Raw genomic sequence first — 14,269 nt, forward strand, 5'->3', positions numbered from 1 at the left:
TCCCAAGAGCGGACGCAGAGCGTCCATTGAGGCATTCCCACGCGGACGGTTCGACGCCTCGACGTGGGAACGATCAGCAACACCCGAAACATTCGCCGAACTCGGCCTCTGCCATAAATCCAATAAAATCCGGAGTAAGTCGCCCATGGCTCGTTTGCAACGCACCCTTTCGCTAGGGTCGGTGGTGCTGTTCGGCATCGCCTACATGACGCCGATCATTGTCCTCGGCACGTTCGGCATCCTCGCCCAGTCCACCGCCGGCATGGTGCCCGCCGCGTATCTGGCGGCATTGGTGGCGATGTTCTTCACCGCCATGAGCTACGGGCGCATGGCCGCCGCGTTCCCGGTAGCCGGCTCGGCCTACAGCTACGTGCGCAAGGCCATCAGCCCGAAACTTGGCTTCATCGCCGGTTGGGCGGTGCTGCTCGATTATCTGTTTCTGCCGATGGCGATCTGGCTGATCGGCGCCGCGTATCTGGCTTCGGCCTTCCCGTCGATCCCGCAGTGGATCTGGGTGCTGGCGTTCATCGGTATCACCAGCGCGATCAACATCATCGGCCTGAAACTGGCCAACGGCATCAACGCCTTGCTGATGCTGGTGCAGTTTCTGGTGCTGATCGCCTTCGTCGCACTGTGCGTGCATTACGTTGGCGGTGACGCCAGCACGCCGTTGTGGTCGATCAAACCGTTCTTCAACGGCGACATGCAGATGCCGCTGATCATGAGCGGCGCCGCGATTGCCTGCTACTCGTTCCTCGGTTTCGATGCGGTCAGCACCCTCACCGAAGAAACCCGCGATCCACGTCGCACCATCCCTCGGGCAATCATGCTGATCACCCTGATCGGCGGGCTGATTTTTGTCGGTGTCTCGTACTTCGTGCAGATCGCCCATCCGTCGTTCCAGTTCGACAGCGTCGATTCGGCGGCCTACGAAATTGCGCGCAACATCGGCGGCGATCTGTTCGTGTCGATCTTCCTGATCGGCCTGATCGTCGGTCAGTTCGCCTCGGGCCTGTCGGCGCAGGCCAGCGGTTCGCGGCTGTTGTTTGCGATGGGCCGTGACGGTGTGCTGCCCAAGTCGTTTTTCGGCACCTTGCACGAGCGCTTCGGTACGCCGGTCAACAGCATCCTGCTGTGTGCAGTGGTGGCTTTGCTGGCGCTGAAACTCGACGTGACCACCTCGACCTCGTTCATCAACTTCGGCGCATTCCTGGCGTTCAGCCTGGTCAACCTGTCGGTGATTTTTCACTACTGGATCGGCGGCGAGAAAAAGGGCCTGCGCGAGTTGATCCTGTTCCTGATCTTTCCGTTCATCGGCCTGGCAGCGGACTTGTGGCTGATGGTCAGCCTCGATCACCTGGCGGTGTATCTGGGCCTGAGCTGGCTGGCGATTGGCGTGGTGTACCTGGCGGTGCTCACGGGTGGTTTCCGCCGGCAGCCGCCGGAGATGGATTTCCAGGAAGCGACCTGAGGTTCCGGCAGAGTCTTTGCTCACAAATGGCAGGCGTGTGATGCTTGCCGTTTTTTGAGTCAAAGGCTTTCCGTTCATGTCGACCGCAAATAACTCCACGATCCGCATCGCCGCCGCGCTGCTGCTCAACCCCGACGGCCAGACCCTGCTGGTGCGCAAGCGCGGCACTACGGCGTTCATGCAACCGGGCGGCAAGATCGAACCTCATGAACTGCCGGTGCATGCATTGGCCCGTGAGCTGGAAGAAGAGCTGGGGCTGGTGATCGATCCGGCGCAGGCGAGCTTTCTCGGCCAGTTCTCGGCACCCGCCGCCAACGAGCCGGGATTCGTCGTGCAGGCCGAGATCTTTCAGCTGACCATCGACACCGAAGTATCCCCGGCTGCCGAGATCGAGGAGGTGATCTGGATCGACCCGGCTACCGACGGCGATGTGGTTCTCGCCCCATTGACACGCGACCTGATCCTGCCGTTTTATCGAGCCTCGCTGACCGCGTTCGCCTGATCATTCGTGCAAAGGACTTCGTCATGATCCCGCTTCCAGACCTGCTGATTTTTGCCGCCGCCGCACTGCTGATGGTGCTGACGCCGGGGCCGAACATGATCTACCTGATCTCGCGGTCGATCTGCCAGGGACGCCGCGCCGGGGTGACCTCGCTGCTCGGCGTGGTGGCGGGGTTCTTCGTGCACCTGTTCGCGGCGGCCGCCGGTTTGACCGCGGTGTTTCTCGCGGTGCCGATGGCCTATGAAGTGTTGAAGTGGGCCGGTGCGCTGTACCTGCTCTGGCTGGCCTGGCAGGCGGTGAAACCCGGCGCCCGTTCGCCGTTCGAGGCGCAACAATTGCCGGCGGATTCTTCGCGCAAACTGGTCACCATGGGTTTTCTCACCAGCGCGCTGAACCCGAAAATCGCGGTGTTTTACCTCTCGGTATTTCCGCAATTCATTTCGCCAGAGCACGGCTCGGTGTTCACCCAGAGCATCATCCTGGGCCTGACCCAGATCAGCGTCAGCTTCTGCGTCAACCTGTTGATCGCGCTGTTCGCCGCTGGCATCGCGTCGTGGTTCGTCAACAACCCCACCTGGCTGGCAGCGCAGCGTTATTTCATGGGCTTCGTGCTGGGCGGTCTGGCCGTGCGGCTGATGCTTGAACAACGCAAGGCTGCCTGACATGTGGATCGAACGGCTGGACGCCAGTCATGCGCTGGCCTATCGCGAATTGATGCTGGAAGCCTATGACCGGCATCCGCAGGCGTTCACCTCCAGCGTGCGCGAGCGCGCAGTGATGCCGCTGAGCTGGTGGGAGTCACGCCTGACCAGCAAGCTCGACGCGGTGTTCGGCGCGTTCGAAGACGGCCGGCTGGCGGGCATCGTCGGCCTGGCGTTCGAGCCTCGGGAAAAGGCCCAGCACAAGGCAACGGTATTCGGCATGTATGTGTCGGCGGAGTTTCGCCAGCGCGGGCTGGGGCTGAAATTGATGGAGGCGGTGCTGGGTGAAGCGCAGCAGCATCCGGCGCTGAAAGTCATTCAATTGACCGTCACCGCCGGCAATGACGCGGCGTTTCATCTGTACCAGCGCTGCGGCTTCATTCAGTTCGGCCTGGAGCCGATGGCGGTGCGGGTCGGCGAGGACTATTTCGACAAGATCCATATGTGGTGCCCGCCTTTCGTGCCAACCGCCAGCCTCAACGAACCGCGCTGACCCCATCCAGCGTCGAGAACGAAGTGTCCTTGGCCGTCAGCAGGAAGTCGCGCATGTACGGCGCGTCCAGCATGTCGGCGCGGATTGCCGCGTACAGCGTCGCAAACAGACCTTTCTCGCCCAGTCGCTTGCCCTTCACGTAACCGCGCGAGCTGTATTCATGCAGCGCCCAGTGCGGCATGCCGCACACGCCACGGCCGCTGGCCACCAGTTGCATCATCATCACCGTCAGCTCTGAGGTGCGTACCTGCGCCGGTTCGATGTCGGCCGGTTCGAGGAAGCGGGTGAAGATGTCCAGCCGATCGCGTTCGACCGGGTAGGTGATCAGGGTTTCGGTCAGCAGGTCTTCGGGAACGATGTACGGTTTGCTTGCCAGCGCGTGCTGATTGGCGACCGCGAGCATGGCTTCGTAGGTGAACAGCGGCACGTAGGTGATGCCGGCGATTTCCAGCGGGTCGGACGTCACCACCAGATCCAGATCACCCCGGGCCAGCGCCGGCAGCGGGGCAAACGAGAAACCCGAAGCGAGGTCGAGTTCGACTTCCGGCCAGGCATCGCGGAACTGGTCGATGGTCGGCATCAGCCACTGGAAGCAGCTGTGGCATTCGATGGCCATGTGCAGACGCCCGGCGGTGCCACCGGCCAGACGCCCGATATCACGCTCGGCGGCGCGCAGCAGCGGCAGGGTCGCGTCGGCCAGTTGCAGCAGGCGCAGGCCGGCGCTGGTGAAGCGCACCGGTTTGGTCTTGCGCACGAACAACGGCATGCCCATGCGCTCTTCCAGTTCCTTGAACTGGTGGGACAGCGCCGACTGGGTCAGGTGCAGGCGGTCAGCCGCATCCACCAGGCTGTCGGCTTCGCGCAGGGCATGCAGGGTTTTCAGGTGACGGATTTCAAGCACCGCAGGCTCCATGAGGAAAATTTGTGATCAACACGAAAAGGTTGAGTTTGTCTCATGTTGCCCTGGCTGTCGACAATGGCGCCATCTTTTACGCAATGGAGAACACTCGACATGGCCGTGGCACACACTTTGGGTTTCCCGCGCATCGGCGCCGACCGCGAACTGAAAAAAGCCCTCGAAGCCTGTTGGAAAGGCGATCTCGATCAGGCCGCCCTGAATCAGGTTGGCCGTGAGCTGCGCGCCAAGCACTGGCAATTGCAGAAGGAAGCCGGCATCGACCTGCTGCCGGTCGGCGACTTCGCCTGGTACGACCAGGTGCTGACCCACTCGCTGACCTTCGGTGTGATCCCCGAGCGCTTCGACGGTGTGCGTGACGAGCGCGGCCTGCCGACCCTCGACACCCTGTTCGCCATGGCCCGTGGCGCCACGTCGTCCTGCTGCGGCGGCGAGCACGGCAAGACTCAATACGCACAAGAGCTGACCAAGTGGTTCGACACCAACTACCACTACCTGGTCCCGGAATTCAGCGCAGACCAGCAATTCAAGCTGAGCTGGGAACAGCTGTTCGATGAAGTCGAAGAAGCCAAGGCCCTCGGTCACAACGTAAAACCGGTGATCATCGGCCCGCTGACTTACCTGTGGCTGGGCAAGGCGAAAGGCAACGACTTCGACAAGCTCGACCTGCTTGAGCGCCTGCTGCCGGTGTACAACGAAATTCTCGGTCGCCTCGCCGAACAAGGCGTGGAGTGGGTGCAGATCGATGAGCCGATCCTCACCCTCGACCTGCCGCAAGCCTGGAAAAGTGCCTTCGAACGCGCCTATCACATCCTTCAGTACTCGCCGCTGAAGAAACTGGTGGCGACCTATTTCAGCGGTCTGCAAGACAACCTCGGCCTGGCCGTCGGCCTGCCGGTGCAAGGCCTGCACATCGATGCGGTGCGTGCGCCCGATCAGCTCGGTCAGGTGCTTGATCGCCTGCCGACCTACAAGATTCTTTCGGTCGGTCTGGTCAACGGTCGTAACGTCTGGCGCTGCGAACTGGAGCAGGCGCTGGCACAACTGCAACCGGCGCAGGAGCGTTTTGGCGATAACCTGTGGGTCAGCAGTTCCTGCTCGTTGCTGCACAGTCCGGTGGATGTCGAGCGTGAAGACAAGCTCGATCCGGAACTGAAAAGCTGGCTGGCATTCGCCGTACAGAAGTGCAGCGAAATCTCGGTTTTGCGTGATGCGCTGAACGATCCGCAAGCGCCAAAAGTGCAAAGCGCACTGGCCGAAAGCCGCGCCATTCAAGAGAGCCGCGCCCGCTCGCCGCGCATTCACAAGGCCGCCGTGCAGGCGCGGATCGAGGCGATCAACGCCAGCGACAGCCAGCGCCATTCGCCGTTCGCCAAACGCATCGCCGCACAGCAGGCGCGTCTGAAATTGCCGACGTTCCCGACCACCACCATCGGTTCGTTCCCGCAGACCGGCTCGATTCGTCTGGCCCGTCAGGCGTTCAAGCAGGGCAAACTGTCGGCCAACGATTACCACGACGCCATGCGCAGCGAAATCCGCCACGCGGTGCAAGTCCAGGAACGTCTGGGCCTCGATGTGCTGGTGCACGGTGAAGCCGAGCGCAACGACATGGTCGAGTACTTCGCCGAACAGCTCGACGGTTATCTGTTTACCCGTTTCGGCTGGGTGCAGAGCTACGGCTCCCGCTGCGTGAAACCGGCGGTGATTTATGGCGATCTGTCCCGTCCGAACGCCATGACCGTGGACTGGATCACCTACGCTCAGAGCCTGACCGACAAGGTCATGAAAGGCATGCTGACCGGTCCGGTGACCATGCTGATGTGGTCGTTCCCCCGTGAAGACGTGTCGCGCAAAGTCCAGGCGCAACAACTGGCGCTGGCCCTGCGTGACGAAGTGGTGGATCTGGAAAACGCCGGAATCAAGATCGTGCAGATCGACGAGGCGGCGTTCCGCGAAGGCCTGCCATTGCGCCGTGAACAATGGCAGGAATACCTCGACTGGGCGGTGGAAGCGTTCCGCCTGACAGCCTCGGGCGTGAAAGATGAAACCCAGATCCACACCCACATGTGCTACAGCGAATTCAATGACGTGATCAAGGCGATCGCCGACATGGACGCCGACGTCATCACCATCGAAACCTCGCGCTCGGACATGGAATTGCTCGAAGCCTTCGAAGCGTTCGACTACCCGAACGACATCGGCCCGGGCGTCTACGACATCCACTCGCCGCGCGTGCCGGACACCGCTGAGATGGTCAAGTTGATGAGCAAAGCCGTGAAGCGCATCCCGGCGCAGCGCCTGTGGGTCAACCCCGATTGCGGCCTGAAGACCCGCGCCTGGCCGGAGACCGAGGCGGCGCTGGTGAACATGGTGGCGGCGGCGCGGCAGTTGCGCAGTCAGTTGGCGTAACGCGTCGGGCGCGTCGCAAGGTCAGATAACCCGCTGAGTGTTTTCGCTCAGCGGGCTTCTGTCATTGACTCCAGCGTTTCCCCGCAGGACTTTTTTGTGAGTTGAGGGTGTAACTGACGTTGTCGATGTAGGTACGCCCTTTGACCTGAAGAGGATCTGAAGGAAACGAAATCTGCACTTCCGCCCTCACCACATTAGAGGGCATTGTCCCGATGTACCGGTGTGTCTGTTGAGTCACCTCCAGCCACCAGCTTCCGACGTCGAACTGGACAGTTGAGCCATCGGCTGCATAGCCCGTGACGAACATAAACAGGATCGGATGAGTTTCGATTTCACGTGGGTCCTGGTGAAACTGTGCTGTGGGCGCCGTGGCATCCAGCATCAAGGTAAAACGACCCGGGGTGATATCGAATCGGGTGTACAGCACAACGCCGTCGTCCAGACCTGGCTGCACCTCTACCTGGAAGCTTCGGTCATATAAAACAACACTGGCCTTTCCCTGATTGATTTGTAGGCCCCAGCCTGTGAGATCCCTTGTCTCGAAATCTCCGTTCTGAATCTGATTTACGTTCATCTCGCCTCCGCTTTCCATGAATGGGCTGTCAGCCTTGCACGCTAATGAAAGGCTTTAATCAGGTGACAATCCACTGTCAGATCTGACAGTCCGGACAGGTGGTTCGACCTCAATCCTGTCCCGTCATGACGGCACCTGCCCGTGCGCTTCGGAAAGGTCAGGCTTGTCGCCCATTCGACCGCTCGGCACTCTTCATCAAACTGTCATCGAACTGTGGCAGCGCGCTTGAACAAACTTCATCAGACTCGCGCTCTACTGGGGTTCTGCGTTTCGGTGTTTTTCATGTTCAAGGGATTTTTTGCAATCGCGGCGCTGTTGGCCGCGGTTTTTTTCGTTCCGGCGTCTTATGCGGCGTCGCGTTGCGACGTCAATGTACCGACCGAGCGGGTCGATCTGGAGCAGGTGAGCCTGGCGTACCAGAGCATCGGCCGTGCGTCGGATCCGGCGCTGTTGCTGGTGATGGGCCTGGGCGGGCAGTTGATCCACTGGCCGGACGAAGTGGTGGTTGCGCTGTGTCAGCAGGGTTTTCGGGTGATCCGTTATGACAACCGCGATGTCGGTCTGTCGACCTGGCGCCAGACGCCGGTGGAAGCCAACCTGACCTTTGAGGTGCTGCGCTACAAACTCGGCCTGCCGGTGGCGGCGCCTTACAGCCTGACCGACATGGCCGACGATGCGCTGGGCCTGATGGACGCGTTGCACGTCGAGCAATTCCACGTGCTCGGCGCGAGCATGGGCGGGATGATCGCCCAGCACATGGCGGCGATGGCGCCGCAACGGGTCGAGAGCCTGACGCTGATCATGACCAGCTCCGGCGCCGAAGGCCTGCCGGCGCCGAGTGCGGCGTTGGTGCAATTGTTGTCACGGCGTGGCGCTCCCAATCGCCAGATCGCGCTGGAGCAACAGGCTGATCTGCTTGCAGCGTTGGGCAGCCCTTCAGTCAGCGATGATCGGCAGGCATTGCTGCATCAAGCGGCGCTGTCCTATGACCGGGCGTTCAATCCCGAAGGCGTGAAGCGCCAGATCATGGCGATCCTCGCCGAACCGAGCCGGGTGGCGTTGCTCAATCAACTGCGCGTCCCGACGCTGGTGGTGCATGGCACGGCCGATCCGTTATTGCCGGTGATGCACGGCGTGCACCTGGCGGCGCACATTCGCGGCAGTCAGCTGCGGCTGATTCCGGGGCTGGCACACCGCTTTCAGGAAGCATTCAAGGAGCCGTTGCTGGCGGCAGTGTTGCCGTATTTGCGCGAGCATCGCGAAGACACGTCGCACTGGGCGCAAATCGAACCGCTGGCGGAACACAACCTGCTCTGACTCAGGCGTGAAGCCGCACCCACACCGACACCAGCACCGTCGCCGCCATCAGCCACGCCACGGCCGCGACCGCCAGCGAAGCTTCGAGGCGCATGCGGTCGACCATCACGTACAGCGTCGCCAGATAGACGAAGTACGGAATGATTGACCACATGCCGAAAACGATGGTGGTCTTCAGGTCGTCGATCGAACGGCCCTTGCCGACGATGTAATGGGCGATCAAGGCGAAGGTCGGGAACAGCGGCACCAGACCTGCGATGTAGTAGTTCTTGGTCTTGGCCAGCATGGCGAGGATCACCACCACTGCCGCACCGAGCATTGCCTTGAAAATCAGATCCACGTCGTTCTCGCTTAATGGCTCAGGCCGTATTTTTTCACTTTGTCGAACAGCGTGGTCTTGGCCATGCCCAGTTCCAGGCTGGCCTGAGTCAGGTTGCCGCCGCTGCGTTGCAGGGCGTCGCTGAGCAGGTTGCGTTCGAACGCTTCCACCGCTTCGGCGAAGGCCAGGCCCTGGCCTGCACTACCCGCGCCGGTTTTCTTGAACGCCGGCAGACCGAGGGCAAAACGTTCGGCGACGTTGCGCAGTTCGCGCACGTTGCCCGGCCAGTCGTGGCTCATCAGGCTCGACAGGGTCTGGTTGTCCAGCTCCGGCAGCGCGCGGTCGAAACGCAGGGCCGATTGCTGGGTGAAGTGTTCGAACAGTTGCAGGATGTCTTCGCGGCGTTCGCGCAGCGGCGGCAGTTCCAGCGTCACCACGTTGAGGCGGTAGTACAAGTCGCTGCGGAATTCACCGGCCTTGCTCGATTCGTCGAGGTCGGATTTGGTCGCCGCGATCACCCGGCAATCCACCGCCACGCTCTGGTTCGAGCCGAGGCGTTCGAGGGTGCGTTCCTGCAATACCCGCAGCAGTTTGATCTGCAATGGCAGCGGCATGCTTTCCACTTCGTCGAGGAACAGCGTGCCGCCGTCGGCGTGTTCGATCTTGCCGATCCGTCGTTTGCCGGCGCCGGTGAAGGCGTTGGCTTCGTGACCGAAGATTTCGCTTTCGAACAGGTTTTCCGGCAGACCGCCGCAGTTCAGCGCAACGAACTGTTTGGTGTGGCGGCGGCTGAAATCGTGCAGGCAGCGGGCGACCAGTTCCTTGCCAGTGCCGGTCTCGCCTTCGATCAGCACGTTGGCTGAGGTGTCGGCGACATTGGCGATCAGCTCGCGCAGGTTCTGCATGGCCGGCGAACGGCCGATGATCCGTCCTTCAAGGGAATCGCGTTCGGCCAGTTGCCGGCGCAGGGACGAGACTTCGCGATTCAGGCTGCGTTGCTCCAGCGCGCGGCGGGCCACATCGACCAGGCGTTCGGGGGAGAACGGTTTTTCCATGAAGTCGTAGGCGCCTTTCTGCATCGCGCCGACGGCCATGGAGATGTCGCCGTGTCCGGTGATCAGCACCACCGGCAGGCTGCGGTCGCGTTGCTTGAGCCGGGTCAGCAGTTCCAGGCCGTCGATGCCCGGCAGGCGAATGTCGCTGATGACGATCCCGGCGAAGTTGTCACCGACCTGCTCCAGCGCTTCTTCGGCACTGCCCACGCCGATGCAGGGAATGTCTTCCAGCGTCAGCGCCTGCTGGCAGCCGAGCAGGACATGGGGGTCGTCTTCGACGATCAATACACTGAGGTCGTTGTTCATATTGGCTCGGCAGGAGTAGGGCTTACCAACGGTAAACTGAGGACGAAAGTGGTACCACCGCTGGCCGGGTGTTCGACACCCAGATGCCCGCCGGTGGCGGCCGCCAGACTGGCCGACAGGGTCAGGCCGAGGCCCAGGCCCTGTTCGCCGGGCTTGGTGGTGAAGAACGGTTCGAACAGGTGCTTGCGCGCTTCGGCGTCGATGCCGTGACCGTTGTCGCGCACCCGCAGGCGATATTTGCCGTTGAATTCTTCGCCTTCCAGCCACAGCTCCGGCAGCGGTTGCGCCTGCATGGCGTCGAGGGCGTTGCCGATCAGGTTGACCAGAATCTGTTCCAGGCGCGTCTGGTCGATCTGCACCTGCACGTCGTCGAACTGGCGATGCAGTTGCAGGGAGGCACTTTCGACGCGGGCGCCGAGCACTTGCAGCGCGGCATCCACCGCTTTGCCAAGGCTGGCGCGACCCTTGTCGTCACCGCGCCGGGCGAAGGAGCGCAGGCTGGCGGTGATCCGGCCCATGCGGTCGATCAGGTCGTTGATGGTCTTGAGGTTGGTGCTGGCGACATCGAGCTGGCCGCGTTCAAGGAAGCGGATGGTGTTGCCCGACAGTGTGCGCATCGCCGCCAGCGGCTGGTTCAATTCGTGGGCGATGCTGGTGGACATCTGGCCGATGGCCGCGAGTTTGCCGGCCTGCACCAGTTCGTCCTGGGCGCGGCGCAAGGTCTCTTCGGCCTGACGCCGTTCGCGGATCTGGCTCTTGAGCCGGTCGTTGCTGGCGCGCAGGTCGGCGGTGCGTTCGGTAATCCGACGCTCCAGCTGGTTGTTGGCTTCCTGCAAGGCTTCGCGGGCGGCGAGGCGGGTGGCGATGACCTTGCGCCGCTCATTCCAGGCAATCAACAGGAACGCCACCAAGGCAAACGCCACGGCCACCAGAATCCCCTGATTGATCGCCTCGCGCCGCAAATCCTGCAACGGCGTGAGCAGGGTGAAATTCCACGGGGTATCGCTCAGCGGTCGGGTTTGCGCCAGATAGCTGATGTTTTCCTCATCGCCATCCTGTTGGCTCGGCACTTCGCTGTTGGCCGGGAAAGTGAGTTTTTCCACGCCTTCGGACAGGGTTTCGCGGGCCAGCGGTTGCAGCTCGTTCAACGGGAACCAGTAGTACTGCAGGCTGCGGGCGAGTTTTTCCTTGGTCTCGTCGCTCAGCGGTATCACCGATTTCAGGCGCCGGGCCGGATCGCTGGAGAGAATGATGATGCCGTTTTCATCGCTGACGAAGGCTTCGAGGCGCGCCCGTTGCCAGCGTTCTTCCAAGGCTTCCAGGCGCACCTTGACCACCGCGACGCCGATGATCTTGCCGTGTTCTTCGAGGCCGTGGGCCAGGTAATAACCGGGTTCGCCGTTGGTGCTGCCGATCCCGTAGAAACGTCCGGGCTGGCCGCGAATGGCATTCTGGAAGTAGGCGCGGAACGACAGGTCTTCACCGAGGTAGCTGTCGACGTCGCGCCAGTTGCTGGTGGCCATGACGCGGCCGGTGGTGTCCATGACGTAGATGGCCCGACTGCGACTGCGTCGGTTCAGGCCTTCAAGGTAATCGTTGACCGTTTGCCGGTGTTCCGGAGTAGGGTCGTCCAGCAACTGCGAAACGCTCGATTCGAGTTCCAGCAGGCTGGGCAGGTAGGTGTATTTGCTGATCTCGCTTTCGACCGCGCGGGCGTGCAGTTCCAGCTGGCGCTGGCCGTTTTCGCCGAGGCTGCGGATGCCGAAATGTTCGCTGGTCCAGAAGCCGATGTAACCCAGTCCGATCATCAGGGCGATGACCAGCGGCGGCAGGAACAGGTGGCGGATCAGACGGGGTTTCACGGCAAGTGATGGCGGCGTGGCGCGATAGAGAGTGGGGTCGCATTTCATCACAGATGCCTTGGGTCAACCACCTGCATTCCCCGACAGAGGATGTCGGGGAATGCAGCCGTTTTTAGTGCTGCAGGATTTTCTCGAGGAAATGCTGCGCGCGTTCGGAGCGTTGGCTGATGTCGCCAAAGAACTCTTCTTTCTTGCAGTCTTCGATGATCTTGCCGGCGTCCATGAAGATCACACGGTCGGCCACTTTACGGGCGAAGCCCATTTCGTGGGTCACGCACATCATGGTCATGCCTTCGTGGGCCAGTTGCACCATCACGTCGAGCACTTCGTTGACCATTTCCGGGTCCAGCGCCGAGGTCGGTTCGTCGAACAGCATGACGATCGGGTCCATCGCCAGCGCACGGGCGATCGCCACACGCTGTTGCTGACCACCGGACAGTTGGCCGGGGTGCTTGTGGGCGTGAGCCGACAGGCCGACGCGCTCGAGCAGTTGCAGGCCCTTCTTGGTCGCCTCTTCCTTGCTGCGGCCCAGCACCTTGATCTGCGCGATGGTCAGGTTTTCGGTGATGGTCAGGTGCGGGAACAGTTCGAAATGCTGGAACACCATGCCGACGCGCGAGCGCAGTTTCGGCAGGTTGGTCTTCGGATCGGCAATCGACGTGCCGTCGACCACGATGTCGCCTTTCTGGAACGGCTCCAGCGCGTTGACGCACTTGATCAGGGTCGACTTGCCCGAACCGGACGGACCGCAGACCACGATCACTTCACCCTTTTTGACCTCGGTGCTGCAATCGGTCAGCACCTGGAAGTCCCCATACCACTTGTTGATGTTCTTGATAGAGATCATACGGCGAACCTTTTTTGCAGACGCTTGACCAGCACCGAGGCGGCAAAGCTGATGGTGAAGTACACGAGACCTGCGAAGATCAGGAACTCATTCGAGCGGCCAATGATGTCGCCACTGGCGCGCGAGGCGTTGAGGAAGTCCACCAGACCCACGGTGTAGACCAGCGAGGTGTCCTGGAACAGGATGATGCTCTGCTGCAGCAGCAGCGGGGTCATCTTGCGGAACGCCTGGGGCAGGATGATCAGGCGCATCATCTGGCCGTAGGTCATGCCCAGTGCCTGCGCCGCGCCCATCTGGCCTTTCGGGATCGACTGCACGCCGGCCCGGACGATTTCGCAGAAGTACGCCGCTTCGAACATCATGAACGCCACGATGCACGAGGTGAACGCGCCGATCGGGGTGTCTTCGCCGGTGATCCAGCGCAGCACGAACGGCACTGCCAGGTAGAACCAGGTGATCACCAGCAGCAGCGGGATCGAACGGAAATAGTTGACGTACGCGCCGGCGATGCTCGACAGCAGTTTGCTGTGGGACAGGCGCATCAGCGCGAGGATGGTGCCGAGGATGATCCCGCCGACCACGCCCAGCGCCATCAGCTTGAGGGTCATCAGCATGCCGTTCCACAGGCCGGGAATGGCCGGAACGATGCCACTGAAATCGAATTCCATTATTTACCCCCCACGGAGATCAGGCCGGGCACGGCGACTTTCTTCTCGACCATGCGCATCAGCAGCATCAGGCTCATGTTGAGGGTGAAATAGATCAGGGTCGCCAGGGTGAAGGCTTCAAACAGGTTGGCCGAGAATTCGGCGGTCTGTTTGGTTTGCGCCAGCAGCTCCATCAGACCGATCAGGGACGCCACGGAGGAGTTCTTGAACACGTTCAGGAATTCCGAGGTGAGCGGCGGAATGATGATCCGGTAGGCCTGGGGCAGCAGCACGTTCCAGTAGATCTGCGGCAGCTTGAAACCCATGGCGCGAGCGGCGGATTCCTGGCCGCGTGGCAGCGCCTGGATACCGGTGCGAACCTGTTCGCAGACACGGGCGGCGGTGAACAGGCCCAGGCACACGACGACGCTCAGGTAAGCCGAGGTGGTCGGGTTCAGGTCCTGCTTGTACCACTCCTGCAGATCCGGCGGCAGCAGATCGGGCACCAGGAAGTACCAGATGAACAGCTGAACCAGCAGCGGCACGTTACGGAACAGTTCGACGTAGCAGGTCGCGATGCCCGACACGATGCGGTTTGGCACGGTGCGCATGATGCCCAGCAGCGAGCCGAGCAGCAGGGCGATGATCCAGGCCACGATGGCGATGGCGATGGTCCAGCCCAGACCGGAAATGAACCAGTCGAGATACGTCTCGCTGCCCACGCCGGTGGACTTGAAGAACACGCCCCAGTCCCAGTTGTAATTCATTAGGGTCTCCCCTCGATTCGATCGATGTACAAGTGCCCGCCTGGGGAAGCTCCGTTCCCACCCTGATTGTGAAAATCAGGCAC

The 14,269-nt window shown here is 61.6% G+C and carries 14 protein-coding genes; 6 read left to right on the forward strand and 8 right to left on the reverse strand.

The window, feature by feature from the left end:
• The first annotated feature begins 145 nt into the window (after nucleotides 1–145).
• The 4 genes from K5E37_RS07825 (at nucleotide 146) to K5E37_RS07840 (ending at nucleotide 3,167) form a co-directional block, all read left to right on the forward strand.
• A complete protein-coding gene (locus K5E37_RS07825; RefSeq protein WP_221533542.1) occupies nucleotides 146–1,471 on the forward strand; it encodes an APC family permease in 1,326 nt (441 codons plus the stop codon).
• 76 nt (nucleotides 1,472–1,547) lie between these two features.
• Nucleotides 1,548–1,973, forward strand: coding sequence for an NUDIX domain-containing protein (locus K5E37_RS07830; protein WP_221533543.1), 426 nt, complete (start codon nucleotides 1,548–1,550; stop codon nucleotides 1,971–1,973).
• Nucleotides 1,974–1,996: 23 nt separating this feature from the next.
• Nucleotides 1,997–2,635, forward strand: a complete 639-nt coding sequence (locus K5E37_RS07835; protein ID WP_007953155.1) for a LysE family translocator — start codon at nucleotides 1,997–1,999, stop codon at nucleotides 2,633–2,635.
• Nucleotide 2,636: 1 nt separating this feature from the next.
• Nucleotides 2,637–3,167, forward strand: coding sequence for a GNAT family N-acetyltransferase (locus tag K5E37_RS07840; protein WP_221533544.1), 531 nt, complete (start codon nucleotides 2,637–2,639; stop codon nucleotides 3,165–3,167).
• On the opposite strand, the gene metR is transcribed toward K5E37_RS07840, so the two are convergent.
• Nucleotides 3,151–4,068, reverse strand: a complete 918-nt coding sequence (gene metR, locus K5E37_RS07845; RefSeq protein ID WP_007953158.1) for a transcriptional regulator MetR — start codon at nucleotides 4,066–4,068, stop codon at nucleotides 3,151–3,153. The genes K5E37_RS07840 and metR overlap by 17 nt on opposite strands.
• Before the next feature lie 111 nt (nucleotides 4,069–4,179).
• Between metR and metE the strand changes: the two genes are divergently transcribed.
• Complete coding sequence (gene metE, locus K5E37_RS07850) at nucleotides 4,180–6,492, forward strand: 5-methyltetrahydropteroyltriglutamate--homocysteine S-methyltransferase (protein WP_221533545.1); 2,313 nt, start codon at nucleotides 4,180–4,182, stop codon at nucleotides 6,490–6,492.
• A 61-nt stretch (nucleotides 6,493–6,553) separates the two neighbouring features.
• Here the strand turns inward: metE and K5E37_RS07855 are convergent, their stop codons facing one another.
• Entirely contained in the window at nucleotides 6,554–7,066 is a 513-nt protein-coding gene (locus K5E37_RS07855; protein WP_221533546.1) for a hypothetical protein, read from the reverse strand.
• 282 nt (nucleotides 7,067–7,348) lie between these two features.
• Here K5E37_RS07855 and K5E37_RS07860 point away from each other — a divergent pair, with 282 nt between their 5' ends.
• Nucleotides 7,349–8,383 (forward strand): alpha/beta fold hydrolase, encoded by a 1,035-nt coding sequence (locus K5E37_RS07860; protein WP_221533547.1) that lies wholly within the window; start codon nucleotides 7,349–7,351, stop codon nucleotides 8,381–8,383.
• A gap of 1 nt (nucleotide 8,384) precedes the next feature.
• Here the strand turns inward: K5E37_RS07860 and K5E37_RS07865 are convergent, their stop codons facing one another.
• The 6 genes from K5E37_RS07865 to K5E37_RS07890 form a co-directional block, all read right to left on the reverse strand.
• A complete protein-coding gene (locus K5E37_RS07865) occupies nucleotides 8,385–8,714 on the reverse strand; it encodes a GlpM family protein (protein WP_162831789.1) in 330 nt (109 codons plus the stop codon).
• 20 nt (nucleotides 8,715–8,734) lie between these two features.
• Nucleotides 8,735–10,063, reverse strand: a complete 1,329-nt coding sequence (locus K5E37_RS07870) for a sigma-54 dependent transcriptional regulator (protein ID WP_085606770.1) — start codon at nucleotides 10,061–10,063, stop codon at nucleotides 8,735–8,737.
• The gene (locus tag K5E37_RS07875) at nucleotides 10,060–11,973 is read right to left on the reverse strand and encodes a sensor histidine kinase (RefSeq protein WP_102687199.1); all 1,914 of its coding nucleotides are present in this window, start codon (nucleotides 11,971–11,973) and stop codon (nucleotides 10,060–10,062) included. Before K5E37_RS07875 ends, K5E37_RS07870 begins: the two co-directional genes overlap by 4 nt.
• A 64-nt stretch (nucleotides 11,974–12,037) precedes the next feature.
• Nucleotides 12,038–12,772, reverse strand: a complete 735-nt coding sequence (locus tag K5E37_RS07880; protein ID WP_007953170.1) for an amino acid ABC transporter ATP-binding protein — start codon at nucleotides 12,770–12,772, stop codon at nucleotides 12,038–12,040.
• Entirely contained in the window at nucleotides 12,769–13,440 is a 672-nt protein-coding gene (locus K5E37_RS07885) for an amino acid ABC transporter permease (protein ID WP_007953172.1), read from the reverse strand. The genes K5E37_RS07880 and K5E37_RS07885 overlap by 4 nt, the downstream gene beginning before the upstream one ends.
• A complete protein-coding gene (locus tag K5E37_RS07890; protein ID WP_007953174.1) occupies nucleotides 13,440–14,186 on the reverse strand; it encodes an amino acid ABC transporter permease in 747 nt (248 codons plus the stop codon). The genes K5E37_RS07885 and K5E37_RS07890 overlap by 1 nt, the downstream gene beginning before the upstream one ends.
• Between the last annotated feature and the right edge of the window lie 83 nt (nucleotides 14,187–14,269).

Origin of the sequence: Pseudomonas sp. RIT778 (genome assembly GCF_019718735.1) — a bacterium.
GTDB lineage: Bacteria > Pseudomonadota > Gammaproteobacteria > Pseudomonadales > Pseudomonadaceae > Aquipseudomonas > Aquipseudomonas aphyarum.